26 protein-coding genes are annotated in these 25,936 nt (G+C 42.1%); 21 read left to right on the top strand and 5 right to left on the bottom strand.

The window, feature by feature from the left end; genetic code table 11:
• Positions 1–208: 208 nt before the first annotated feature.
• From NSQ26_RS14150 to NSQ26_RS14165, 4 genes are all read left to right on the top strand, one after another.
• A complete protein-coding gene (locus NSQ26_RS14150; protein WP_499718636.1) occupies positions 209–1,348 on the top strand; it encodes an AimR family lysis-lysogeny pheromone receptor in 1,140 nt (379 codons plus the stop codon).
• Positions 1,345–1,476 (top strand): hypothetical protein, encoded by a 132-nt coding sequence (locus NSQ26_RS14155; protein WP_499718637.1) that lies wholly within the window; start codon positions 1,345–1,347, stop codon positions 1,474–1,476. Before NSQ26_RS14150 ends, NSQ26_RS14155 begins: the two co-directional genes overlap by 4 nt.
• 203 nt (positions 1,477–1,679) lie before the next feature.
• A complete protein-coding gene (locus NSQ26_RS14160; RefSeq protein ID WP_499718638.1) occupies positions 1,680–2,789 on the top strand; it encodes an AimR family lysis-lysogeny pheromone receptor in 1,110 nt (369 codons plus the stop codon).
• A gap of 16 nt (positions 2,790–2,805) precedes the next feature.
• On the top strand, positions 2,806–3,150 hold the full coding sequence (locus NSQ26_RS14165) for a hypothetical protein (protein WP_499718639.1): 345 nt from the start codon (positions 2,806–2,808) through the stop codon (positions 3,148–3,150).
• Positions 3,151–4,011: 861 nt separating this feature from the next.
• Here NSQ26_RS14165 and NSQ26_RS14170 read toward each other — a convergent pair.
• Together NSQ26_RS14170 and NSQ26_RS14175 are read right to left on the bottom strand one after the other, a co-directional pair.
• On the bottom strand, positions 4,012–4,662 hold the full coding sequence (locus NSQ26_RS14170; protein WP_499718640.1) for an SMI1/KNR4 family protein: 651 nt from the start codon (positions 4,660–4,662) through the stop codon (positions 4,012–4,014).
• A 181-nt stretch (positions 4,663–4,843) separates the two neighbouring features.
• Positions 4,844–5,236: a type VII secretion EssA family protein gene (locus NSQ26_RS14175; RefSeq protein ID WP_499718641.1), complete on the bottom strand. Its 393-nt coding sequence runs from the start codon at positions 5,234–5,236 to the stop codon at positions 4,844–4,846.
• Here NSQ26_RS14175 and NSQ26_RS14180 point away from each other — a divergent pair.
• From NSQ26_RS14180 to NSQ26_RS14190, 3 genes are all read left to right on the top strand, one after another.
• Positions 5,209–6,429, top strand: a complete 1,221-nt coding sequence (locus tag NSQ26_RS14180; protein ID WP_499718642.1) for a hypothetical protein — start codon at positions 5,209–5,211, stop codon at positions 6,427–6,429. The genes NSQ26_RS14175 and NSQ26_RS14180 overlap by 28 nt on opposite strands.
• A 69-nt stretch (positions 6,430–6,498) precedes the next feature.
• The gene (locus NSQ26_RS14185; RefSeq protein ID WP_499718643.1) at positions 6,499–6,912 is read left to right on the top strand and encodes a hypothetical protein; all 414 of its coding nucleotides are present in this window, start codon (positions 6,499–6,501) and stop codon (positions 6,910–6,912) included.
• Between the two features lie 130 nt (positions 6,913–7,042).
• Positions 7,043–7,495 (top strand): hypothetical protein, encoded by a 453-nt coding sequence (locus NSQ26_RS14190; RefSeq protein ID WP_499718644.1) that lies wholly within the window; start codon positions 7,043–7,045, stop codon positions 7,493–7,495.
• Here the strand turns inward: NSQ26_RS14190 and NSQ26_RS14195 are convergent.
• Positions 7,442–8,547, bottom strand: a protein-coding gene (locus tag NSQ26_RS14195) for an IS3 family transposase (RefSeq protein ID WP_499718015.1) whose coding sequence is annotated in 2 segments (ribosomal slippage) — positions 7,442–8,298 and positions 8,298–8,547 — 1,107 coding nt in all. Because the reading frame shifts where the segments join, the coding sequence is not laid out codon by codon here. The genes NSQ26_RS14190 and NSQ26_RS14195 overlap by 54 nt on opposite strands.
• A 650-nt stretch (positions 8,548–9,197) precedes the next feature.
• Here NSQ26_RS14195 and NSQ26_RS14200 point away from each other — a divergent pair.
• From NSQ26_RS14200 to NSQ26_RS14240, 9 genes are all read left to right on the top strand, one after another.
• Entirely contained in the window at positions 9,198–9,794 is a 597-nt protein-coding gene (locus NSQ26_RS14200) for a YvcA-related protein (RefSeq protein ID WP_499718645.1), read from the top strand.
• Positions 9,794–11,668, top strand: coding sequence for a DUF6792 domain-containing protein (locus NSQ26_RS14205; protein WP_499718646.1), 1,875 nt, complete (start codon positions 9,794–9,796; stop codon positions 11,666–11,668). Before NSQ26_RS14200 ends, NSQ26_RS14205 begins: the two co-directional genes overlap by 1 nt.
• A gap of 13 nt (positions 11,669–11,681) precedes the next feature.
• Positions 11,682–12,266, top strand: coding sequence for a T7SS effector LXG polymorphic toxin (locus NSQ26_RS14210; RefSeq protein ID WP_499718647.1), 585 nt, complete (start codon positions 11,682–11,684; stop codon positions 12,264–12,266).
• 61 nt (positions 12,267–12,327) lie between these two features.
• Positions 12,328–12,930, top strand: a complete 603-nt coding sequence (locus NSQ26_RS14215) for a T7SS effector LXG polymorphic toxin (RefSeq protein ID WP_499718648.1) — start codon at positions 12,328–12,330, stop codon at positions 12,928–12,930.
• 32 nt (positions 12,931–12,962) lie between these two features.
• Positions 12,963–13,166, top strand: a complete 204-nt coding sequence (locus tag NSQ26_RS14220) for a hypothetical protein (protein ID WP_499718649.1) — start codon at positions 12,963–12,965, stop codon at positions 13,164–13,166.
• A gap of 14 nt (positions 13,167–13,180) precedes the next feature.
• Positions 13,181–14,554, top strand: coding sequence for a DUF6612 family protein (locus NSQ26_RS14225; protein ID WP_499718650.1), 1,374 nt, complete (start codon positions 13,181–13,183; stop codon positions 14,552–14,554).
• A gap of 131 nt (positions 14,555–14,685) precedes the next feature.
• Positions 14,686–14,853, top strand: a complete 168-nt coding sequence (locus NSQ26_RS14230; RefSeq protein ID WP_499718651.1) for a hypothetical protein — start codon at positions 14,686–14,688, stop codon at positions 14,851–14,853.
• Between the two features lie 128 nt (positions 14,854–14,981).
• Positions 14,982–15,560: a YIP1 family protein gene (locus NSQ26_RS14235; protein WP_499718652.1), complete on the top strand. Its 579-nt coding sequence runs from the start codon at positions 14,982–14,984 to the stop codon at positions 15,558–15,560.
• A 2,351-nt stretch (positions 15,561–17,911) separates the two neighbouring features.
• Complete coding sequence (locus NSQ26_RS14240) at positions 17,912–18,793, top strand: DUF368 domain-containing protein (protein WP_499718653.1); 882 nt, start codon at positions 17,912–17,914, stop codon at positions 18,791–18,793.
• A 126-nt stretch (positions 18,794–18,919) separates the two neighbouring features.
• On the opposite strand, the gene NSQ26_RS14245 is transcribed toward NSQ26_RS14240, so the two are convergent.
• Together NSQ26_RS14245 and NSQ26_RS14250 are read right to left on the bottom strand one after the other, a co-directional pair.
• Complete coding sequence (locus NSQ26_RS14245; RefSeq protein WP_499718654.1) at positions 18,920–20,089, bottom strand: MFS transporter; 1,170 nt, start codon at positions 20,087–20,089, stop codon at positions 18,920–18,922.
• Between the two features lie 2 nt (positions 20,090–20,091).
• Positions 20,092–20,631: a PadR family transcriptional regulator gene (locus NSQ26_RS14250; protein ID WP_499718655.1), complete on the bottom strand. Its 540-nt coding sequence runs from the start codon at positions 20,629–20,631 to the stop codon at positions 20,092–20,094.
• Positions 20,632–20,945: 314 nt separating this feature from the next.
• Between NSQ26_RS14250 and NSQ26_RS14255 the strand changes: the two genes are divergently transcribed.
• The 5 genes from NSQ26_RS14255 (at position 20,946) to licT (ending at position 25,924) form a co-directional block, all read left to right on the top strand.
• Positions 20,946–21,827, top strand: coding sequence for a hypothetical protein (locus NSQ26_RS14255; protein WP_499718656.1), 882 nt, complete (start codon positions 20,946–20,948; stop codon positions 21,825–21,827).
• Positions 21,828–21,979: 152 nt separating this feature from the next.
• Positions 21,980–22,621, top strand: a complete 642-nt coding sequence (locus tag NSQ26_RS14260) for a class I SAM-dependent DNA methyltransferase (protein ID WP_499718657.1) — start codon at positions 21,980–21,982, stop codon at positions 22,619–22,621.
• Between the two features lie 90 nt (positions 22,622–22,711).
• Positions 22,712–23,617, top strand: a complete 906-nt coding sequence (locus NSQ26_RS14265) for a PLP-dependent cysteine synthase family protein (protein WP_499718658.1) — start codon at positions 22,712–22,714, stop codon at positions 23,615–23,617.
• A 14-nt stretch (positions 23,618–23,631) separates the two neighbouring features.
• Positions 23,632–24,774: a bifunctional cystathionine gamma-lyase/homocysteine desulfhydrase gene (locus NSQ26_RS14270; protein ID WP_499718659.1), complete on the top strand. Its 1,143-nt coding sequence runs from the start codon at positions 23,632–23,634 to the stop codon at positions 24,772–24,774.
• A gap of 298 nt (positions 24,775–25,072) precedes the next feature.
• Positions 25,073–25,924 carry a BglG family transcription antiterminator LicT gene (gene licT, locus NSQ26_RS14275; RefSeq protein ID WP_499718660.1) on the top strand — a complete coding sequence of 284 codons (852 nt, stop codon included), beginning with the start codon at positions 25,073–25,075 and terminating at the stop codon, positions 25,922–25,924.
• Positions 25,925–25,936: the final 12 nt, after the last annotated feature.

A 25,936-nucleotide genomic window follows, 5' to 3' on the forward strand; every position in this document is an offset into this window, starting at 1 on the left:
ATAAAGACAAAATAATTAGTTGATCATCTAGAAAGTTACATATTTTTCAATGATGTATAAGTGCATGACAAAACATGACGGCATCCCCTAAGAATTACGCGCAATATGCAAGAAAGTGTCGTACGAAAAATGGGAAACAAGGAAGGAAAAGGGGGTTTTACAGTCGAAAACGTAAAGGAAAGACAAAAATCAAGGGAGGTCAAATGTTTTGGCAATAGAATATGCTGGATTGTTTGGTGGCGATACTCTTCGTAGGATCACGAAGGAAACAGAAGAGCGGCTAAAGCAGATGAATTTATGGGGCAACGGTAAGGAATGGACACCAGCACTAATGCGCCAGCTTGCGCGTGAAGAAGTGAATGCGTTTTCTTTTGAGCAAGTAGCGTATTCGACTAAGAAGATGGCGAAACCTCGAATGATAGAATTGATGAATGAATATACGTTATCTCTGCATTCCCTGCCACATGTCAAGGATTCATTTGAATACGCGGCGGTTTTTCAGCAACGGGACATTTTACATCAACTTATTGAACGTTATCAAGATGACGAACGTTTGACGGAATGGATAGATGTGCACCGTTTAGTGTTGTTGGTCCTTGAGGATCAATTCACTTACGAGGAGATCATTGATGAGGCGCGCAACCTAGATGTTAATGTGAAAGAACCCGTTTTAAAAACGCGTTTGAAGATATTAGTTACAAACGCATACGCCAAATTAGGTAAATTTGAAAAGATGTTTTTGCTGCTCCAAGGCTTGGTGGATGAACTAAGTGAATTTGAAGCAGGATACACAAAAAGTGTATTGGCAAGCCGTGCATTGTTGTTGGTAGGTAACTACTATTTGTATGGAAAAGGAGACGTAGACAATGCCGAAAAAAACTATCTAGCGGTGACGGTAAACGAATCCACACCGGAAGCAGTAAAGGTCGCTCCCAATCATGGATTAGGCTTGATCATGATGTGCAAAGGGGATCGTAAGCAGTGTTCATATTATTTTGGTGAAGCAATGCGCATCGCAAAAGAAACGGGACAGCATCTCTATAAAGAGTGTTTGGAGCGTGAATATTATCCAGCCGCTCGTAATACACTTGGAGAAACGTTTGATCTTTTGGGAGTGGTTCCCGAGGAGATAGCGCATCAGCATATTGTGCGCGGTGATTGTGAAAATGCACTTGAATTGATTAAGGAATTGGAATCTTTGGGAAGAGAAAGCCCACATTTGATGTGGTACAAAGGGAAAGCCACTAAGAACAAAGAGTTCTTGCGGTCAGCTATGGAACAATTTGAAAATGGGCGTGGGGTGTTTTTGGCACATATTATCCGTAAGGAATTGGGGGGCGATGTTTGATGAAGCGTTTCTTGTTTGTTACCGTAGTTGTAATGAGTATGATTTCTTTTGGTGCGCAATCGAATGCAGAGGTTGAACCTGATGGACACGGAATGCCAGAAATCAAGTCACATGCCGATTATAAATAGTATATCGCTTTTTCCGATAAGGGGGCTTCGAGCCCTTTTTTTAATTGTCTAACTACCTATCAATAATGTAAATTAATGGTAAATATGCTACACTAATGGTAATTTAGTGTAGCTCATTGATCTTGTACCTCGATCATGATATATTTTTGTTGCAATGTTATTTAATTCATTTTTAAGCAACAACAAAAGGGGGGGGAGGGCTATTGGAATTAGCTGATAAAGTGATAGACGCCATAGAGAAGAAGGGCATGACACAAGCAAAGGTTTCTGCTGCGTTAGGGTGGCATAGGTCTGTTTTGTGGAGATTTTTAAATGGGGGATCTCTCTATTTCCATAATGCTGTTCATTTATCCAAACACCTATTTGGAGAGAATTGGCTAGAAGTTATAGATGAATATTGTTTGACGCTAGATACGGATATGGGTATATTAAGTGCTTTTGAATATGCGTCTACCCACGATAGGCAACCTCTCATTGCGAGTTTGAGTAAACTTCATAAGAACAAAAAAGCGGAAATCCAGCGTTGGGTCTCTGTATATAAAGTACATGGAGAGGGTGCGTCTGAAGAAGCATTAGATATATTACGTGATATATATGGGAAAATCTTGTCAAAAGAAGTTAGAATAAAAGTGTTGTTGACAAAAGCTAAAATTTACTATGAAGACGGAGAATTGACTACGGCGGAAGCGCTCGTAAAAGCAGCTATACCTAAGATCAAGGATTTGAAAGTGAAGAATTCCTTTGTAAAACAATCATTGATGGTTGCAGCTAATGCTTTTTATGAGGATATTAAACTTTTGATTAGCTATGATACTGCTGGTGCGATTGAATGTGCAGATGAAGTAATAGCCAGTTGTGCATCAAGTGGGAAAATGGTAGCTAAGGCGTGGCGTGTCAAAGGTTTGGCATGTATGTATGATGATTTCGATGAAAGTATTAGTTGTTTGGAAAAGGCAGCCAATATTTATGGGGAAAATGAATTATTCGATATAAGGGATGAAATCATACGTGTTGATATACCTTTTGTAAAAAATGTCAACAGGAAAGTATTTTACGATGATAATGATATAGTTAAGGAAGAATTAGCACACCAATACATTGTTCGTGGTGAACATGAAGAAGCATTGCGAGTGCTTGATTCTCTTGGGGAACCGAATGCAATTTCAGATTTTTACCGTTCCATGGCTACAAGAGATTTTAAAGGTATTATAAGTGCTTATCAACAACTCTTAATTTCAGGTAAAGCATATTATGTACATTTGGGCAAACGGGAAATAGTAGCAATTTATGATGAAAAGCTAATGAGCTGTTAAAGGGGATGAAATTGCATTGGATAAATCAGAGAAAAAGACACCGATGGAAGGTGTTTTTTTAGGAAGAGTGAATCGAGCAGGAGACGTTGTAATTTCAGACGTATTAACATCAAGCGATGTTGCAAAACATTACGATGATTTTTTGAAGTGTGAGTTTCGTCATAAGGTGCGCGCAATAAATGATTTACCAGATAAGCATATAAAGGAAGGTGACACTCTTTACTTTGATAAAGAGAAGGAACCACTTATTGAAAGTACTGTTATCGTAAAAATACGCAACGATGGGGAAGGGTACGTTGATAATTACACAGGTCAGAAATACGAGGCTTGTGTTTGTTATATAGAAAAAAGAAAGAGGTAAAAAGCTCGCCACGTAGTTCGCCACCAACCACCCCGCGCGTGGCGAATACGTGGCGAACTTTTGCTAAATCCTGACTTTAGGGGGTTATATGCGGCTTTTACGTGCACAGAAAATGCCGTAAAATAAGGGTTGAGCGGAAATGACTACGCCTCTGACCACCATGGTAAGGTGGGGGTCAGCGGTTCAAGTCCGCTTGGGAGCTTCACTAAAAAACCTTGATATATAGCCATTTTTAGGGGTTTGGATACGTAATGAAAATATTGATATCAGGATATGCGTGGCGGATACGTGGCGAACTCAGTTAAAACTTTTTCGTAGAAGAGCCTGTTGCCGCGTGGGATCATGGTCCTGTGGTTGAAGATTTGTACCATGAGTATAAAAAGTATGGTCATTCAACGATAGACTCATACGGATGACCCGGTCAAGCAAAATTGTAACACTCCCTAGCAAAAATAAGTTGTCCTCATTAGAAGAGCGCCTGCCATCCTTCCTGGAAAGAGCGGGCAAATTTTCGTGGGAGAACTCCAGTAAATCATTCGAAGTTCAACCCGAGCGATTTTACATGGAGGGGCGGGCGTGTTAGCCTGGTGTAGCCAAGTCTCTTCTTCATATCCCCCGCCAAAAACTTCAAACGTTAACACTGTGGGACCGAGAGGGATGGATGATCATCCGGATTTGTGTGTGTTTTCGCACAATTATTGTTTAATTAAAGAGATTAAATTAGGCATATTACGTCTATTCCGGCAAATGATAACGCATATATGCAACAAAAACCCCCCGTCTGACCAATTTTGAAGTGAACACACGGGGGATCAGCTTATTGTTCTATCGCATTAAAAGCGTTAGGCATCATGACTGTTTTCATTTTTTTAATGAGTCGGTACATAAAAGAGGGAGCTCCAGGGAAGAAAGTTCATCTAAAAAGTGAGTACTTTCTCCATCGGAACCATAATCCCAATGCACATAATCTCCTTCTTCTTCCTCTTCATGACGAAGGGTATAATTTCCTTTTCGTAGTGTCTCCGTTATAAAAGATAAAAGATCTACTATTTGATGAGCAATGACATACTTTACTTCTTCATCGCTACCAAAATTGATGATTTGGCCTTTGTGACCTTTCTCATCAGGATCTAGATCAATGCCAATATGATTTCCGCCGTGGTCTTTACTAATTGGTATCCAGTAGCGGTTAACATATCGTTCTTTGATCCAACCTGATGGGACAGAGTGGGAATCAATTTCAGTCATCCACTCTTCTTCAGCATTAGGCCATCCTCTCCACTCATCTAGCATATCGTCTAATGAAAGGAAGGGAAGACCGAAAAATAGTCCGGGTCCCGATTCATTTTCTCCATTGTGAATCAAATAGAGGCTCCGCAAATCTTCTGGGAATATGATCCCCATCTCTTTTTCGGCATGTCTTATTTGCCCCTCGGTCGCAGGTGGGTTCAAAAATGGTTCAAATTCTTTGTTTAGTTGTTCCTTTAAATTCTTTATGACAGCATTGATCATGTTTTTTCCTCCTCCACGGGATTCTTTTCAGCTGAACCAATCTATCGTAATAAAATTCTTGTGAGAAAGCAACGGTTGTGGCCTGTTTTTTGTTTTAAATACGCGTTTTATACAACACAAGCAGCATTAACACTTCACCTTCCTACGTTCATTTAGAAGAGATGACAGGTGGAATGAAGATTCATTGTTCTACATCGATAGATAATTTTGGGATGAAGTATATAAACCAACCCACAAGTAATGCAGCTGCAATAATGCCTAACGTCCATATAAGCCAAGGTTTACTCGTATTCTCGTTGTCGGCCAATTGTTGTGATAAAGGCGTTGTGCCTTGAAATAAGCGCAAATTGTTCGTTGCTCCGATTAATATGTTGTCATTTGATTCACCATTGAAAGCGATGTTTTTGACCAATTCATCCGAGTCTGTTTTCGGAGCGAATTGTAGTTGTTGGATGATCTCGGGGATTTTCTCAACCGTTTTATATCGAAGAAGAAATTGAGTGCCGCCGTGATTTATTCTTTGCGAATGAAATGAGTAACATCCGCATGTACAACGAGCTAGCGGAAGAGCCATTACCAGCAATTTATGTCGCAGTTGATAACTATGATTTAGTCAAAGAAGAGTTTGAACCACTTGAAGCCCGCTTTGTTCAGCTCGCTCGTGATGGTCAGGCGCATGGCGTCTATCTATTGATCACCGCGTCGCAAGTGACAACGGTTGTGAAAGCAGCGTTACGAAACAACATGCCGATGAAAGTGATGCATTATATGCTCGATCAAGCGGATATGCAGACGGTGATTCCGAAAACAAAATTTGAAGTCGAGCCGATCCCAGGGCGTGTGCTCATTGGTCGGAAGACAACCGAATTTGCGCAAATGTACTTACCTGTGGCAGGGGAGACAGAAACCGAACTTTGGTCCGCACTCAAAACAAAAGTCACAGCGATCAATGAACAATATGAGGAAGAAGACCGGCCAGAAGCGATGGCGATGTTACCAGCAGAACTGTCACTGGGTGACTTCCACAGCAAATTTGCACAATTACAAGAGGAACAGGTACCCGTTGGTTTGGATGAGATTACCGTCAAGCCAGTTTACGTGCCATTTGACACGCACGCCAATTGCGTTGTGGTTGGGCGAGCAGGGATTGGAAAGACAAATGTAATGCAAGTGATTCTCTCTTCATATGCGGCATCAAACACGATAGAAGAGATTGTGCTCTGTGACAGCCCAACCCATACGCTATTAAAGCTATTAAAACAAAAGCAAGCAAATGTCCGCTCGATCCAAACAGAAGAAGAGACACTCGCATGGCTTGATGATTTGATAGAGGAGTTTGAGGCGCGTAGCGAAGCATATAAAAAAGCGCTGGAAAAAGGCGAGACACTGCCAACGTTTAAAACAACACTCCTTGTCATTGATGATATGGATAAGATGGCGAGCAACTTGACAGGTGATATTGATGCGAAAGGGATGTCGAGAACAGCATTCAAACTCGTTAGTGTGATGAGGGAAGCAGCGCCTTTAGGTTTGAAAATCCTTGCGTCTGGAAATTCAGGTGATTTCATGTCTCCAGATCAATTCACGACAGAGTTGCGTAAAGTGCGCCAAGGCATCTTGCTTGTGAAGCCAAGTGATCAACGGGTACTGAAGAACTTACCGAAAGACCCAGCAGGGTTAAAAATGGGCATGGGCTATTATGTTAGTGGCTCGGAAATGACAAAGATGAAAATCCCAGAGGTAACAGCTATGGTAAGCGTGACTTAATAAACGCTCCTGTACGGTGCAGCAGGCATGCGTCGTACAGGAGCCACATATAGAAATGGAGGGGTGGATATGTATAAGACACAAATTGCGGATAAGAAAAGCGCTCTTAGCGACATGAGAAGTGCAAGAGATGACTTGATAGAACAAAAAGAACGACTGCAAAAGGCGGCTCAGAATTTGGTGCTAAAGAAGGGAACCTTAGATGAGAATGTCGCACTTGTACACTCACCGAGTCTGTCAACATCATCTTGGGCAGGGAAAACCAATGATCGCAATGAGAGCTTACGAAACTCTGCGGAGAGCAAATATGAAATTGGTGGGGATCAACGTTATCAGGATGCGAGAGAAGCCATCGATGAGGCTTATAAACGCATAAATTCTTATATAGAAATGAATTCGGATACCATTTTAAGGATGTCAAATGAACTTGAGAATCTGAAAACGAAACAAAAAGATTGGAAAGCCAAGCAGGATGCTGATTAGGATTGAGCGTAGTTGAGACGCTAGGCATTAATTGGAGGTTAAGAGAAATTGAGATGTTGACACGAAAACAAAAGGCGTGGCAATCGCAACAGGATTGATGTGAGGCGTTGTGTGAAAAGGAGAATTTATAATGAATAAAGTGAGTGAACGCTTCTTAGGCGTACTTGGTGGGGCTATGTTTATTGTGATAGGGGTATTGTCTTTCCTTGGTCTGATGTTGTTGGGTATGATCCTGTCCTTTATTGAAAAAGAGAAATCTACGACTGATGCAGATACTTTTTTCCAGATGGGTATGGAAGGCTTCGGAGTGGCAATCGCAATCATACTCGGGTTTATAGGTTTTATCTCCATTATTTTAGGTGTCATAGGGATCATCATTGCTGTGAGAACAAAAAATCGTCGAAAAGGCGCCGGAGCATTCTTTCTCATTAGTGCAGGTATATGTGGTGTATTTGCTGTAGGTCTTGTCCAAGTCCTCATGTTATTGATACCACTGGTTTGGAATGGCAACACTAAATTGGACAAATTTTTAGAGGGCTATCTTGTACTCAATCGGACTGTTATATCCAAGTGTACTGTGTAAACGTTTTGTGTTAAACCAATGGACATAATCTCGCTGCTCTCTATCGAGGTCACCCAGCGTCTCAAACACATATTGCCTGACAAATTCGGTCTTAATCGTCTTGAATGTCGCTTCTGCAACGGCATTATCATATGGACATCCTTTCATGCTCAAAGAGCGCTCGATGCCGAACGTATGAAGCGTTTGATCGATTAGTTTGTTCTTAAACTCTGATCCCCGATCTGTATGAAATAATCGTAGTTTGCGTAAGTCACCTGAAATAGATGCAAATGCTTTTGCCACAAGTGCTGCGTCTTTCTTGCGTCCACAACTTGACCCAATGATTTCACGATTGAATAGATCGACTAACACGCACATGTAATGAAACTGATTCCCGACACGTACATAGGTTAAATCGCTGACAATGACTTTCTTTTCTTCTTGTTGATCAAACTCACGATTCAACTCATTTGCCACGTTATCTTCATTACAAGGAGTACGCTGTGGCTTGTAGTTGGTGATTGTGTAAATGGAAACCAACCCCTGTTCACGCATCATTCGTGCGATGCGACGGCGTGAGACTCGAATGCCTTCTTTTTGTAAGGCGGCCTTCATCCTTCTTGTACCATAAGTACGACGATTATCGTGAAAAATATCGACGACACGAGCGGTGATTGGGTCTTCAGCTGGTCGTTCTTTTGACACATAGTAGTATGTGCTTCTTGGGAGTTGTAGGACGCGACACATTGCTGAAACTGAATATTTGTGACAATTTTGCTTGATCACATCTACTTGCGTCCTAGTATCAGCGCGGCTTGCTTTAAAATGTCATTCTCCATCTCAAGATACTTATTTCTCTTACGTAACTCAATCAGCTCGACTTCTTCAGGGCTGCGATTATCCTTTTCTTTGAAGGAACCTGATGTCTTGCTTTGTTTAATCCATTTATCTAGGGAAGATGGTGTGAGTTCATAGTCTCGAACAATTTCTGCTCGTGGTTTCCCATTGTGATATAGCTGGACCATTTGTGCCTTAAATTCAGCAGTAAACTGTCTTCTTGGACGTTTTTCCATCCATGATCATCTCCTTAACTGGTAGGGTTTGAGAAAGTGCGAGACCGGCGCAACTTGACATTGAGCCTCCACGGGCATGTTTTTCTCGCCAAGTGCCAAGCTATGGTGAAGCATTGGCTACACCACTAGCCTAACATGCCCGAACTCAATGTAAAGTCGCTTCGTTTGAAGTTTCCTAGTTTTTTGGATGATATCCCCTAAAACTGGATTCCTATCTCGCTACCCCTCATCATTATTGTCCAGTTAAGTGTAACCCATCCAGTTTTGTATACAACAGTAGGGGCGAGGAGGAAGGATCGAAATAGATCTATGGTACTTTTTGTTGTGAGCGCCGTCATCTATGGCATCGTTATCACGTGGGTGGGCGTGGAGCAAGGGTATAGTATTTTAGGTATCTCTCCTCTGGTCTTGTATATGATTGCGGGTACAATGTTTATTGTGCGCGAGGGACGTCATAAACAGACGAGAGAGACGGGAGCAACTAACAATGCTATATGAATAAGCACATCAAAAAGTGTTTTCATAGTGTTTCTGCATGATATGTTTTACTATAAACACTAGGAGAAGTTTTGAAGGGGGAGAAAGCTTGAATGAAACGTGTCAGCATGTCTCTATTACTCGTATCACTATTACTAGGAGGTTGTAACATTATGGGGTCAAAACCAGACACACCAGCATTTCAAGACGAGTTTACAAGAGAGTTTATGAAGTCATCTGAAGAGGTGGAAGACGGGTATTATGAATTTGAATCAAAGACAGGCGGTTATACGATGTTATTTCCGGTGACGGGGGAGATGCAAAAATCTCGTTATTTCTATGATGATGAAACTGGCAAGGTAGAGGATACGCTTTTCATTGATAGCGACGATGACATACTTCGATCAGTACGTACGCGATATGATGCACGCGCTAGAAACGCGGATGATATTGAGGCTAGACAGAGGTCGCTGTCCAGGAGTGTTAGTTATGAAGGCGAATATGAAGAGATTGAAGCTGATGGGAAGACGATTTATTATGCGAAAAATGAGTATCATGTTCAAGTAGAGGATAAAGAAGGAACGTCTTATTCTTTTTTTGGATATGTTAAATCCAATGAGCATTCCCGAGGACTCAGTTTAGCATACGAAGTTAGTTGTCGTGATAAAGCAAAACCATGTGACCTTGACCTCGATCTTGCAGAAGAACGCGCGAAGAAGCTAATGAAAGCTGTTCAATTCAAACAAAAATCTGTGGGGAGTGAAGAATAATGGCTGGAAAAGACCCACAGGTATTTGACACAGATGTGATGCGAAATCGGTTGATGCAGGATGAGTATAAAACTTTGACTGCCGATATGGTGAAAAAAATTTATATAGAAGGAAAGGGAGAGCCCTTACCGGATAGCACCACGATTAAGGTGTATACATCTAAAGAGCATGGTGACCTACCGAAGGGGAACAATTATTCTGGATTTGATGGCGCAGTGGTTCATATTTATGATGAGGAAAAAGGCATAAACGAGACGTACACGATTGCGCGTGGTAGCGAAATGGGTGAAGAAGGCGATGGACAACCTCGTGACTGGATGCAAAATCTTCTTGGAACCGGAACTGGTAAAGTGGATCATCAGTCAAAGGATTTGGCGGATTTTGAGGAAGGAATGCTAGAAGTGATCGAAAAAGAAATAGCTGACAAGGGCATTGAAACAGAGTTAAAAAAGTATGGCTTAGGTCACTCCCTTGGTGGCGGGTTAATGACGAAACACCAATTGGCAAACGCGCACTATGACACGGTGTATACTACCAATCCTGCGCCAGTGAATGTACATGAGATGGTTTACATTGATGAGGAATTCAGCCTAGCAGTAGCAACTAAATTTGGTATCGATCCTCAGAACGATGAAGAACTCTACTCCCTCAACCGCAAAGAACTCGCCAAATTCGGTGAACAATATTACCGAGACAAAATGGACGAGTCCTCCATTCAACACTTGTCAATGCAAGAGGACGTTCTATATGGAATTCTGCCGTTACCTGGCATGATGGACTTTGGTAATCGTCATGTGATTGATTCTATGAGTGGTTATGGTGGCTTACAATCTCTCGTTAGTCATCTCCCAGAGGGAATCGTGCGCGAATTACAAACGTATCTTGCACCCATGGCAGATGCCTATAATAAAGGTGGGTTTGATGGGGCGGTTGAAGAACTGATCGGCTTAGACCTTGGTTTGATCCAATCCTTTTCGAAGATGACCGATTCATGGGGGAATTTTTGGGAAGGGATGAACATGGACTCCGTTAATAACTTTTTCGGTGGTACACGGGAAGCAACAATGGAATTCGGGAAAAAGTTAGGAGAAGAGTTCATTCCGATGCTGCAAACTGTTCCAGGTAAAATACAAGATGCGATTAAGATGGTACAGTTTCTACGTGAGAATGCGGAAGAAATTCTAGGCGCATTTGTTCAAGAAGGCTTTCTCACAGAAACGCAAAAAGATGCGGTTATACAAGAGCTATCTATGATAGAGCAGACCCTACAATCAATGTTAATAACGGTAGGGAAGATTTTGCTGAATGCCCATAACCCTATCCAGGCCGCTTTAGAGATAAAAAACCTTATCGATCAATATAACTTTCTTCAACAGATTTTCGGCAACATTGGAGAGCATTTAGCACCGATGCTTGAAATGATAGGACAAAGCAAAGACGCACACCTGCTTGACCACGTACTAGCAACATTAAACGACCCTGAATATAATGCCAATCAATCAATGATCGCACTTTTTTCAAGTCTAACGGGGAAATCTCCAGCACTCACTGCGCTTTGGTTGGTGGGGGGATCGCTTGGCACTGGCCTGACTCCACGACTATTGTTGACAAAAGAATGCTTCACCGTCCTGCACCGCATTAGACTGGCGGCAGAAGGGCTTCTTGTGCTTGCATTCAAAGAGAACGGCCACCAAATCAAAGTAACGAATCTCGACACATTCTTACTGCTTGTGTCAGTGTCACAGAAATTCAGGAGTTTTTTCAAGCTGTACGCTGAGAAAGTTTTAAACGATGTGTCGAAACAAATGTTACTGATTGCTCAGTATTGGGAAAAGGACGAAGAGCTGGCTCGGGTGATCCAAGCTGGCAGCTAAAGGAGGCACACCAATGAAGGCATTAAAATTTAAAGAAGCACATGATTTCCTTGATGAAGAGAAGGACACTCAAAAGTTGGCGATAGAAAAGTTAGAAGAGCTGGAAAGTGCGATGAAGCAGACAAGCGTACTTGATGCTTTGATGCAAGGTCAAGGTTCGGAGGCATTAAAAGAACGTTACGAATCTGAGCATATGCCAGTGGTAGAAAAGGCAAAGTCATCTAGTGAATCGTGTAGTGAGCGGGTTGAATCCATTAAATCGGACATGTCTGATTTGGATAGAGAGGACGCTGTATGGAAAGAAGAAGTGCTCTCCGTTGATGTACCAAATGGGTATACAGCATATGAAGAAGCTGTGGAAGAAAGTGTAAAGGATATTCAAGGAATTTTGGCTACAGTGGAGGACTTTAAAGAAGTGGCCGCGCTACCAAAATTCCAGATGAACGCGGAACTGAAAGTAGCTGAGGTGGGACGTAAACATGCACAAGACACAGCAGAAAAGCTACTAGGATTGGATGAGGATCACTCTTCAAAGGCGCTTGAGATTGAAGAGAAAGTTGAAGGGGTGTCAGGTAAAGCGGGGAATATTTCAGTGTAAGTGAGCAATAGCCCTGTCTGCTTAAAGCGCGGGGCTGGAGCTGATTTAGGAGGAGATGGACGTGCGGGTTTTAAACGTAAAAGAATTTCGTGCGTATTTGGATCATGCAATTGAGAAAAACTCCAAACCTTTGGATACACTTCACTCACTGGAAGAAGCGATGAACAAAATGGGAACCCTAGGAGCAAAATGGGAGAACATGGCGCCTGAATTGGAAAAGGAAGATCCTGAATTTGTTCAAATGATGAGAGAAGTCCAGAATGTATCAAAGAGAATCGCGACACCACGCGGGTTGATGGGGGCTAGTGAAGCATATATCGATGCATTGAAACAAGTGAGAGACGAGCTATCAAAGATTGAAGAGAACCATGATTTCTTTTGCGAAGCATTTTTGGAAGACTTTGTGCTTGGTGGCATTAAGAAGATTGAAGAAGCCGCAGATAGTGGGGAGTCTGAAGAACAGCTCAAGGTGATGGTTGCGCAGCTAGGGCAATTCGTTGACATTGAGCTGTTTGACATGGCTGATCTACCACAGGCAATGAGCAATTTGCGTGGGAAAGTGAACGAAAAATTGCGGGATTTGGTGCAGTTTGATCGTAAAGGGGTTGAGCTGATGGCTCCAGTGAAAGAAAAATTAAAGCAGTTACAGAAAGTGATGTACTAGTTGCTTTGATCCAATAGAAAGGAAGAGCGTTCATGGATAAGACAGCGGAAATGGACGCTTCTTTGGACAAAACGTTTGCCGAGGATGAAGTGGACATGCAGCTAATAAAAGCGGTTCTGACTGCAGGTGCCGAATCGGATTTAGAAAAAGCCTATTTTGAGAGTGAAGTTGATAAGTGTGAGCGGAATTGGGAGGATTTAAAGCGTTTCACGAAGAGCACAGGAATTTTTAACTGAGAAGGGGAAAATCAATGAAAAAATATTGGATTGGTCTTGCAAGTGCTTTCTTACTTGTGGCTTGTAATGATAAGACAGAAGAAGTGACGAAGGAAGAGAAATCGCTTACAGCAACAGAGGTGCTGGAGCGCGCGGAAAAGGCTCATGAAGAAGTGACGGCTGTAGAAATTCAACTGATGGAGCGTGAAAAAAACCAGGGAAATGAACGTCACGCGATTGAAATGTATGACTTTGAAGCGGGAATTATCTCTATTGATTATGATGATGCAGAGCTGTTGTATCGTGATGAAGAAGGTTTGATTGTTGCGGGAACACCGAATTTACAAAGGGATCAACAGATCATGTTGAGCGTGCAAATGGACAATAGGGAAAAGCAAAGCAAAAATTCATTTGCGCACTTTAAGTCCTTGGATGAAGACTTTTATTCACTATTTGATATGAAAGAAACAGACGAGTCCTTTGTATTAACATATAATGGGGATGAAGATGCACAAATGAAGGTTATGAGCAACGCCCTATCAAAGTATTCTGAAGCAATGGCTAGTGAGCTAGATAGAGATATAGGTGAGCAAGAAGTATTATTGGCTGAATTCGGCGCGGAATGGGAAATTGATAAAGATACGTACTTGGTTCAGACCGTAAACATGAGGAACGCTTATACCATAAAAGACTCAGGTCGAAATGAGACAGTGGAAGTAGACAAGGTCTATGAGTACAAGCACGTCAAGTACAATGATGATGTTGGCGAGATTGAAAAGCCTTCCTTCTTATCCGAAGAAACGCGTGTATCAGAATGGAGCGAGGAAGAACAAGCGCAATATGAACAAGAAGCTGCCGATTACCTTGATGCGATGATCCAAGCGACAGTCTTTCAAAATGCAGAAGAATATGCAAAGCGCGCGCCAGGTTCAGAAGAAGAAAATAAAGGGAAGGGTATATCCGAGCGTGACACTTTTAAAGTGGTTTACGAGCAAAACACCTCGGGTCCAATAGATGGTATGGACATCAGTTCAGAACAGCTTGAGGATGAGATTGAAAAAGTAGCGGATGGCTTTTTAGCAGCGATTTCTCATACTGAATATGAAATCGTAGAAGCACGGGCGATTGATGATAAGGATATTGAAGTGCTTTTGACGGTACGTGGCATTGATTTTACGAGCCTTGAATGGGAAATGGTAGAACAAATCCAACAAGAACAACAGAACGGAAAAATCAAGGACGAGGAATCCTTTGTGAAACGTAATTTAGAGTTACAAGCAGAACGTTATCAAGCAATTAGTAAGGATGATCTACTCCCACCAACAGACATAAAAGTACGCGTATGGCGCAATCCAGGTGGATCATACGAGGTGATGCAAGACAGCTATTTAGATGGGTTTGCTCCATAAGAATAGGATTTTTTACGCCCTGCCTAGTGTCGATGTAAATTCACATTGGGGAGGGGGTTTTAATAATTTGTAGAACAGATTATCATTGTGAGGTCGAAATATATGCGAAAAGGAAGAAGGCGCGTATTTATTTGTATGAAAAAGGAGTTGAAGAGTACAACAAGTTGGTGCTTTTCCGCACGATTTTAGGTTGGGCCTTGAGTGGTATCATTTTTGTCGGGATATATGCGGTGTCTTATAAGCTAAACAAACAGCGGGAAGCATATGAGCGTTCGTTAGAGGAAGACGTCATGCATTAGGTTGTTATATTATACTGCGAATAGTACAAAATAGCCATTTGGAGAATACTTTTGAGTTGTGTCTGTCGGGATGTTGCGAGGAGAGTATAATAGTGATCATCTCGCAGTTTAAGAGAGAAGGATATACTATGAAAAAGAATTGGAATTCGTGGTGGCGTGTGTGGATAAATCCGCGAGTAGTGATGAAACAGGAATTAGCAAAAAAAGATTCCCAGGATCGTGCAGTCGCGGTTGTTTCGTTAGCTATGCTAGGAATGATGATGAATTATATTGTTCCTAGAGTAGACCCCTTGACCTTTGAGGCGGAGATAGTGAGGGCTTTTTGGGGAGGTATCGCTTCAGGGCCAGTTACCTTGTACTTCTATGCAAAAGGTGTGAAGTGGGTTGGTTATTGGTTAGGGGGGAAAGGAAGTGAGCGGGATATAGGTCTCACATTTATAAACGGCTATTGTAAACCCGCTGTTGTTACTGGTGTGGTGCTGACGCCTCTTATGTTAATGGTTGGAAACAACGAACTGGTTTCTATGTTATTGATCTGGGCATATTATCTATTGATATTTCCGTGGATTGTTGTAATTCATCTTCAGACGATAGCTGAGGCCCATAAATTTTCTGTATGGAAGGCTTTGTTGGCATTAGCTATTGTAATGACACCTTTGTTTATTCTTCTGTTTGTGTTTATTTTCTTCCTAAATACGTTGCACTAGATACGTTTGATTTAAAAAGCGGATAAGGAGGTAATTTTGGCTTGAATGAAATGGGCGCTGTGAGTAGAACCATAACAGCGGTTTTGCTCACCTTTTTTTTCAACGAGTAGCTCAAAGTCAGATGCAATTATGAAGATGGTTCGTATATTTATAGAGACGCTAAAAGATAGAAAGACAGAAATACTCTTTTTTTATAAGAAGATCAAAGCCGAGAAAAAGTGGGGAAAGCGATCAATTTATTTTGGTCTACTGTGGCAAAATATGCTTTTTGTAATTATTATGATGCTTCCTGTTGTCCTGGTATCTATAATAATATTTCTTGGGTGGTTTGTATGGCTCGCTGGGGTGAGCAATGTGCCGCTGCCATGGATGCTTTTTGTTACGGCGTTTGCATTAGGTGCTCTTTTCCTATTTGAACTATGGATACTTTTTCTTATGCGGAAGGTATATCCGAAGAGAAAAGAGATTTTTTTAAAGAAACTAGAGGAAAAAGATGACACCTAGGAGATCGCAGGTTATGAGAAGTGATATTACTCGCGCATCTGCCTTTAAGACAGTTAAAAGCGGCCGCCTCACCGCTTTTAACTGTCTCTTTTTGATCGACAACCACACGACTTACTCTGACCGGTAACCAGCGAATGTTGTGCGACGTCTTTTTCTGTTCCACATAAGCATCGGCACCTCCAGTAGCGTAGTTTATACCGTCTAGGCGCTTCTTCTATCACTGTCCAATCGTGGATGTGTTGCCCAGTAAGGTCTTTGCCACGGTTCTTGGTTAGTTTTGACTGACAGCCACATGACTTACTAGCTCCACTAGTAAGTGATCTTTGTGCGACATTCTTTTCTGTCCCGCATGCGCACTTGCATCTCCAGTAACGATACTTGTTTTTCCGTGGTGACTCTTCAAGAACGGTCCAATAATTAAACTGCTGTCCGGGAAGGAGTACATAATTCTTCTTCCGTTTCCCTTTAGCTAGGCACCCACACGACTCAGTAAGTCCTTTTTTAAGGGAATATTGTCTAATTTCTTTTTCTGCTCCACATGAGCATTTGCACAACCAGTAACGCTTACCATGGCGTTTTGGGGCTTTCTTGAGGACAGTTAGTTCTCCATATACTTGCCCCGAAAGTGTTGAAGGTCTGTCGATATGACTAGAAGGTTCTTTTAAGAGAGACTTTCGTTTCTTTTTACACCCACATGATTGGACTTTCCCTGATCTAAGATGTCGCTGTGCAATCACTTTCGTTGTGCCGCAACTGCATTGACATAACCAAAAACGTTCCTCGTAACGCGATTCAGCTTCTTTTAACACAGTTAATTGATCGTAAGTGTGCCCAGTAATGTTTATCCTTTTCCATCCTTTTGGTTGGTCGCAGTTGCAAGACTTGCTAGAGTTGTTGACAAGTTTGTAGTGTGAAACAGTTACTTCCTTGCCACAAATACATTTGCATAGCCAATACCTGCTCCAACTTTGCATATCTACTTTCTTTAAAACAGTCAAAGAGCCAAAAGTATGACCGGTGAGATCCAAACATTTTCTGCCTAACTTCTGTCCGGATTTTTTTGCGTGACAGCCACAAGATTTGCTCGTTCCATTTATAAGTGTTCTTTGGGCGACTGCTTTTGTTGTGCCACATGAACACTTACATAGCCAATAACGTATATTCTTGCGACGAGGCGCTTCTTCTATCACTGACCATTGTTCAAACTGTTTTCCAGTAAGATCGATTAGTCTAGTTTTTGAGCGCATGTGCATCTTCTCCAATGAAAATTTTGGGGGTGTTTTTTATAATTTTATCACTTTTAAACGAGATTCAACAGGATTACCATGTATGCCTGTTAAAAGAGTAGAAGTTAGTTTAGCATGGGCAGTATTCTATAAAGTAACCAGTTTAATAAGTTCTTGGTAGCTATAATGTGATTCCGGTAGGGGGTGCGAACCGGTGTCATCTTTTTTTAGGGATTATATAACTGAAAATTATGTTTTTATTGTGATTTGTATGTGGCAAAGACATTATTGCACGAAGGAGTCGTTTAACGGTAGCGGTGTTGATAAGATTACCTAGTGCCATTTCTGGTGCCGAAAAGCAAATTAAAAGAGGATAACCAAGGAAATTCGTTCAAAAAACAACACCCAAAAGCATTGATTTATCAACACTTTCGGGTGTTTTAGGATGAAAGAGGAATATGGCTGTCTGACGATGGTAAGGTGGGGGTCTGTAAGGTGGGGATGAGTATGAGTATGTCCCTGTCCAGTTGACACCAAACATGAAGTCACATCCTGAAAGCAGATTTAACTTGCATGTTACCATGGACTATGATTTGATTAATAGGATACTTTTTATACGTTATGATATTGGAGGTTCTTATCATTTTTACTTGGTTAAATATTTTCCGCGGTATTGCTATGGGGATTACCGAACTTGTCCCCGGTGTAAGTGGCAGCACGATTGCCATGTTTATGGGAATATACGAACGTTTATTACAATCACTGAGCGAATTAACAACGAGGAACTGGAAACGCGCCTTGGGATTTCTCATTCCTCTTAGTATCGGTATGGTTTGTGCTTTGCTATTGTTTAGCCATCTTATCGACTACTTAAAAGAGCATCATCCAGTGCCACTACTGTATCTCTTTGTTGGATTGATTATCGGGATCTTACCTTTTTTATGGCGTTCAGGGCGCGCCCAAACAAATACATCATTCCGTCTTTCTCATTTTCTACTGATCTTGCTTTCTTTTGCACTTGTGGCGATGCTACGTTTCTTTCATGATCCAATTGCAGATATGACACATACTGCGAGCATCGAACAAACTACAAATGTGCTCGTTAATCTTAGCTTTTCTTCATACTTATTTTTATTCGTTGCAGGCTGGCTTGCAAGCACAGCGCTCGTGCTGCCGGGTGTGAGTGGCGCTTTAATTATGTTAGTACTCGGCCAATACAGTACAGCCACTACTGCACTGAAGCATGTCCACATCCCTGTCATTGTCACGATTGGTCTTGGGGTTTGTGCGGGTGTTCTCATTACGAGTCGTGTCTGTCGCTTCTTTTTTAACACATACACACAAGCGACGTATGCAGTCATGCTCGGTCTTGTTGCCGGCTCAGTCGTTGTGATTTTTCCGGTGGGTATGCCTCATTCACTCCTGTACGGAATCATTTGTATTCTCTCCCTGTTTGCTGGATTTATGACCGCGATCACCTTCGGGAAAGCAGAACGAACATAGATCATGGAAAAATGCACATGTGATGGTGAGATCATTTTCTTGAAACAGGATATTTACGGTGACCTTTGTTAAATGATACGTTTGAAATATACAATGTTTTTATGTAGCAACAGTATATTAGCATGGTCAGCTAGTTCCCTTTCTCTGTACAATAGTCAAAGGCCACAAGTATACGAGAAGAGAAATACTCATTATACAAAAAGTCATCATTAACCCAAAGGGTCCAACAAGTAAGCTAGAGACAAGCGGACCGAGTATCAATCCCGTGGAATAGGCAGTGTTATAGGCAGACATTGTTGTGCCCTGCGAAACTGCATCTATTTTCAGCGTAATGGCTGTTAACTTTGGGAGTGCTGGTACGGTGAGGGTAACGATGCTGATTCCTAATAAAATGAGTGTAATCACTTGCAGAAACATAGATTTTGGCAGTACAGTTAAGGGCAGTGTGATGGATGTAAGGATAAGGCCAGCCATCATTGTTTTCAGTTCTCCTAATTTTGTAGACAACGCGCCGATGATAGGAGAAAAAGCGCCAAGTGTTAATGTAATGACGAGGAAGAGGAGTCCGATACCGGCAGCCGATGTGGCAAAGACCGTATCATAGTGGAAGGGCATCCTTGTTTCAAGACTTGCGATGACACTGGCTCCTATTGCTGCAGCTCCGACAATGATGAGGACGTTTTTGTTACGTAACACAACAAACGGCGATGTAAAGCTCGATGCTGTCTTTTCTTTAACATGTCGTAAAAGAAACATACTCAAAAGGGCAACGATGAAAATAATAGCTGACAAAATCATAAAAGGAAGCTGAAATCCACCGATATCAAAGAGCCATCCACCAACAGTGGGGCCTAAGAGCATACCAGCAGATTGACCAGATATGGCGAGTCCCATTGCTTTGCCTTGTTCTGCCTGTGGGAAAGTTTTTGCTAACAGTGCTAGTCCTGCTGTCCACGGAATGGCGGCTGCGAAGCCTTGAAGTAGGCGAGCGACCACAATTAACCAAAAACTCGTCGCAAAGATAAAGACAAGCGTTGCGATAGCAAGACCAAGTAACCCCCAGATGAGCATCTGTTTACTCCCGAACCGGTCGGCTAGGAATCCAGCAATAGGTGTCCCAATAAATAAACTAGCGCCATAACTAGCAAGCAATAACCCAACAGCTGCCTCAGAAGCACCTAGATTTGCGGCATAAATAGGTAAGAACGGAACGACCAAACCGTACATGAGCATGTCAGTGAAAATTGCTAACAGAACGACCAATAGCACGGCTTTCTTGGAGTTAAAGCGTTTCATTTTTAGACCTCCTCCTCGAGGAATTTGGATAGTGTATCTATAAATTGCAATTGAAGTTCACATTGATCATACATATTTTCGAAAATGAGCCCTACTTCAGGTGGAATTGAATTTAGCACCTGTTTTTTTTGTTCGTAGCCATTCTTCATGTTGTGATAGATCTCCGTAATGGCTTCCTTTTGTTTGTGTAAAGATGCTATGATTTCATCTTGTTCAAGATCACGCATAAAAGTCAACGCTGTATACAGATGGGCTGGGAAAACAACCGAGGAACGCGAAAATGATTGAATGAGCAGTTGCCTTAGCTCTAACTCGCCGTCTTCAGTAATGTTAAAAATAGATTTTGTGCGTAGTCCTGTTTTCTCAACTTTTTCTAACACAACTTTTCCTTCTTCTTGGAGCTTCTTTAAGGCGTGATAGATAGAGGCTGGTTTTATATAAGCCCACTCATCTGTTTGTGATGACTCCATCATTTGTTGGATTTCATACCCTGACATAGGGCCGCTGGATTTTAATATTCCAAGTACCATTGTACGTGTCATATGTTTTCCCTCCTTTAGGCTCACATACTAACCGTTTAATACTAAATGTTTAGTATGTGAGCTTATAATATCGCGATGATATACAGTTTGTCAAGAACTAATCTTTTCATCATTAAATAGACACATATAAATCCATCTATCAACTTTTATACCAAAAAATGTTTGACAAGCTCTCGCATCTGCAGTACATTAACTGTAAGTTCCACGAGCACTATCAATCAGTCGCTCTTTGAAAACTGAATAGTAGACAAGAAAGAATTTTAGAAAAGTTTCTCAGTTGTGTCATGATCTTATTCATCTAGGAGGGCTATTCAATGAACAAAAAGAGAACAGTTCGTTTTACGAAAGTGGCATCTGCTTGTTTGTTAAGTACAGCTTTACTCTTTGCACCTACGACTTCTTTTGCGGCGACAGATGCACCCGGGACATTATTTCGAGACGGGGTAGAAGTGGATTTATCGGCGCAATTGAACGACAGTACTTATTATCCTCAGCCAGACAAAGATCCTTATAAAGAGCCAGCGCAGTATGTGACTGTTCAAACGAAAACGGCACCGATGACTGCTACGGATATGATTGAATTGAATACGAATGGAACGAATGCTTTAAAATTAAAAAATGGTGTATTATACATTGATATTGATGGATCAGGGCTTGCGCCGATGGGGAATCCCCAAGCACAGGCGTATAAAGAACTTGGGTTTACAGACGATGTGTTAGACGGCACCGAGTTTAAACAGGAGATTCGCTGGAAACGAATTTATAATCGACTCCAGCCGAGATCAACGCAGCACCAATGGACATTGACAGAAACACATGGTGTGAGTACAGCGAACACAAAAGAGTTTGCTTATTCTGTTGGCGCAGAGGTGGGCGCAACGCTTGACGGCGTGACCGGTAAAATCTCTGGGAATATTTCGCAAAAATTTAGTACGACGACCACGATTACAAATCAAACGACCAATACCGTAACAGATACGTTCCCAGCAAAACCTGCTTCTTACCCATATGATGATTACCGCGTAGCCATTTATCAAAAAGAAGAAGTATATACGGTTGTTCCAGGAGAAAAATTGACACGCGCCATGGCTAATTTGGCAGAGAAATTAAACACTTCAACAGCCAATGTTTATCCAACGTCGTTTACGTATACGACGGGTGAGTTGCGACCAATTGTTACGCTAGATCAACCATAGAAAGTTCAAGGATGACCACTCTTTTCAAGGGAGGTCGTCCTTTTTTTTGTTGGTACTAAATTGTTGTCGCATTCTTCGGGATGTGATACTATAATAAAAGCATAGTAAACACGTAGGTTTAATTAACTTTGTGGTTGAGAGAGGTGTTTTTCATGGGAAGGGAATTTGATCAATTGTTTGATGAGTGGGCAGACACATACGACGAAACCGTTGCAGGTGTTCATCCAGAGTATAAACATGTGTTTGAGCGATATGATGAAATTTTGCAAGCTGTTGTGGATGCAGTAGACGGGCATGTAGTTGAGTTTGGTGTAGGAACTGGGAACTTGTCATTGAAATTACTTGAAAAAGGTGTGCGTTTGACGGCGATTGAGCCATCAAAGAATATGCGAAAGATCGCGCAAGAAAAGTTAGCACCTGTTTTCGTGCAGACGGGTGATTTTCTCCACTTTTCCTCTCCAGAAGAAACTGTCGATGCGGTTGTGTCCAGCTACGCTTTTCATCATTTAACAGATAAAGAGAAATCGCAAGCAGCGCGTTCATATGCAGCATTATTACATCCAGGTGGCAAGGTTGTGTTTGCCGACACGATGTTTGCGAGTAAACAACACCATGAAGAACAAATTAAAGATGCGCGTGCACGTGGTTATGAACGATTAGCTGAAGATTTACAAACAGAATATTACCCAACTGTAGAGACAATGACACGTATCTTTTCAGAGGCAGGATTTGAAACTTCCTTTACACAAATGAACACGTTTGTATGGGTGATGACGGCACAAAAGCAGGCGTAAGGTGGAAAGGGTTTGTGCTCGGAATAATATCATGGGAGTGGTAAAATAAAGAGAGCACCATGATGTTGAGCGAAAAGGTGGGATCAAGCATTGATTTATAAACGAATTCAATCTTTAATTGGCGAGACGCCGCTTTTTGAGATCAGTCGGATCAACGTGCCAAATGAAGCGACGATTTATGCGAAGTTAGAGTTTCTGCATCCAGGTGGGAGTGTGAAAGACCGTCTTGGTGTATCATTGCTAAATGACGCGCTTGCACGCGGGAAAATTACGGAGACAGGCACACTCATTGAGCCGACAGCTGGGAATACAGGGATTGGCTTGGCGCTTGCGACAAAAGGAACATCGGTATCTGTCATTTGTGTTGTGCCAAAGAAGTTTAGTCAAGAAAAGCAAACATTAATGCGCTTGCTTGGGGCGACAGTCGTAAACACACCGACAGAGCAGGGGATGAAAGGTGCAATCGCAGAAGCAGAGCGGCTTGTACAAGAGACACCTGACGCTTATTCCCCAGCACAATTTGCCAATGCGGCGAATCCGAAAACGTATTATGAAACGATGGCACCAGAGATTTTGCGAGATTTGCCGACGTTTGATACGTTTGTTGCTGGTGCAGGATCAGCGGGGACGTTTACGGGTTGCGCCACATATTTTCGCGAGCATGCGCCAAATGTACGTACGGTTATCGTTGAGCCAGAGGGGTCGATCTTGAACGGGGGCGAGGTCGGGCCACACCGTACAGAAGGGATCGGCATGGAGTTTATTCCTGATTATGTAGATACAAAACTTTTTGATGGTATTCATACAATTTTAGATGAAGAGGCATTTAAGTATGCTCAGTTATTAGCGGAGAAGGAAGGGTTACTTGTGGCAGGTTCTTCAGGTGCCGCGTTTGCAGCGGCACTGAAAGAAGCAGAGAACGGCCCACCAGGGCAAAAAATTGTGACCATTTTTCCTGATAGTAGTGAACGATACATTAGCAGCAATCATTTTTAGAGAGGTGAGATATATTGCAAAAAAAGACACAGCTCATTCATGGCGGTATTTTTGGTGATGAGACGACAGGGGCGGTTTCAACGCCAATTTATCAAGTGAGTACCTATAAACAAGACGGCGTCGGCAATTTCACATATGAATATTCGCGCACGGGGAATCCGACGCGAACAGCTTTGGAAGCGTTAATTGCTGATTTAGAAGGTGGTCATGCTGGCTTTGCTTTCGCTTCAGGGATGGCAGCCATTTCTGCTGTTACACAGTTATTTAAAAGCGGGGATCATCTTGTGATTACCGATGACGTGTACGGCGGGACGTACCGTTTATTGACGTCCATTTTGCAACGTATGAACATTGACGTGACGTTTGTAGATACGAGTAATGCGGCACTTGTGCGCGCGGCTATTCGTGAAAATACGAAGGCAATTTATATTGAAACACCAACAAATCCGTTATTAAAAGTCACCAATTTGCAGGAAATGAAAGAGATTGCCGCAAGTCACGACTTATTGTTTGTCGTAGATAATACGTTTAGTACACCGTATTTCCAAAATCCAATTGCGCTCGGTGCTGATATTGTGCTGCATAGCGCGACAAAGTATATAGGTGGGCATAGTGATGTCGTCGCTGGGTTGCTTGTTGTGAACTCAGAACAACTAAAAAAAGATATTCACTTCATTCAAAACTCAGTCGGTGCGGTACTCGGACCACAAGATTCGTGGTTGCTTATCCGGGGGATTAAGACATTAGGGTTACGGATGGATCAGACAGAGAAGAGCACCAAAGCGTTAGCGTCATTTTTAAATGAGCGTAGCGATGTGGTGTCCGTGTATTACCCGGGCTTACAAACACATCCGGGGCATAAGTTACACCAAAAGCAAGCCACTGGGTTTGGCGGGATGATCTCGTTTGATGTCGGCAGTAAAGCGCGTGCGGAGCATGTCGTGAAGCAAACGCGCTACTTTACGCTCGCAGAGAGCCTTGGTGCAGTCGAGAGCTTAATTAGTATCCCAGCGCAAATGACACATGCGTCTATTCCGCGCGAACGGCGGTTGGAATTAGGGATCACGGATGGACTTGTCCGGATTTCTGTCGGGATTGAGGATACAGATGACTTGATTGCAGACTTGCGTCAAGCGTTAGATGGATCGATGTCATAAGTAGGGGAGAGTGCTCCAATCGGAGCGCTTTTTTCTTTTTGCGTCTACATGGAAATAAAAACCTATTTGACAAAAAAAGCGTTTGCATGTACAATGAAAGCGTTCAATCGAGAAAGGGTTTTACTCGATCTGGATGCACAGTACTTTATAAATCTCGATGTAATCGCAATCATTAGGGTTGTAACTTTGAAAAAAGGCAAAACCTAAGTTGGGATGGTCGCACGATACGTGTGTACTATTTTAGCTTAGGTTTTTTTGTGTCTTTTATGGTAGGGAGCGTGAAGGGAGGTTAAAGCGTGTGATCATTAAAAAGGTGCTTAACAATAATGTCGTGTTGACAGAAGACGAGCTTCACCATGAACTTGTTGTTATGGGCAAAGGAATTGCCTTCGGTAAGAAGAACGGTGATGAAATAGAAGCTGAAAAGATCGACAAGACGTTTTCGTTAACGAGTGTGGAGGTCTCACGCAAGTTCGAGCGACTTTTAGCAGAAGTACCTGAAGTGTATTTGCATATTGCAGAACGGATTGTTTCTTATGCAGAAGAGACCCTCGGAGAGACGCTTAATGATTATGTATATGTGGCATTAACCGACCATCTTTATTTTGCGGTGACACGCCATCAGGAACAAGTGGTGCTAAAAAACACACTGCTGTGGGAACTGAAAAAATATTATCGCAAGGAATTTGAAATTGGTTTAAAGGCCCTTGATTTTATTGCTGAGATGACGGGGGTGCGGCTAGACACTGGTGAAGCAGCATCGATTAGCTTACACATCGTCAATGCGCAAAAAGAACATGCGCGCATGACAGATACGGTTGAAGCAATCGAAATTGTCGATACACTGTTGACAATTGCAAAGTACGATTTAAAGATGGCGTTTGATGAGACGTCAATTAATTACGATCGCTTCTTAACGCATTTACGTTTCTTCGCTTACCGTATTGTGCATGGCGAAATGCTTTCAGAAGAAGAGGATGACTTCTTATTTGAGCAAGTAAAGCGGAAATACCCCGTGGAATACGAAACAAGTACGAAAATGAGTGCTTACATTATGCACCGGTTTGGGCGCGCGGTGTCAAAAGATGAGCGTGTATATTTAACCGTTCATTTACACCGGGTGGCGTCTCGTGAAAATAGGGTGACATAAGTAGAAAAAGAA

The sequence above is a fragment of the Bacillus sp. FSL W7-1360 genome, assembly GCF_038592975.1.
In the GTDB taxonomy this organism is placed as follows: domain Bacteria; phylum Bacillota; class Bacilli; order Bacillales; family Bacillaceae_D; genus Shouchella; species Shouchella lonarensis.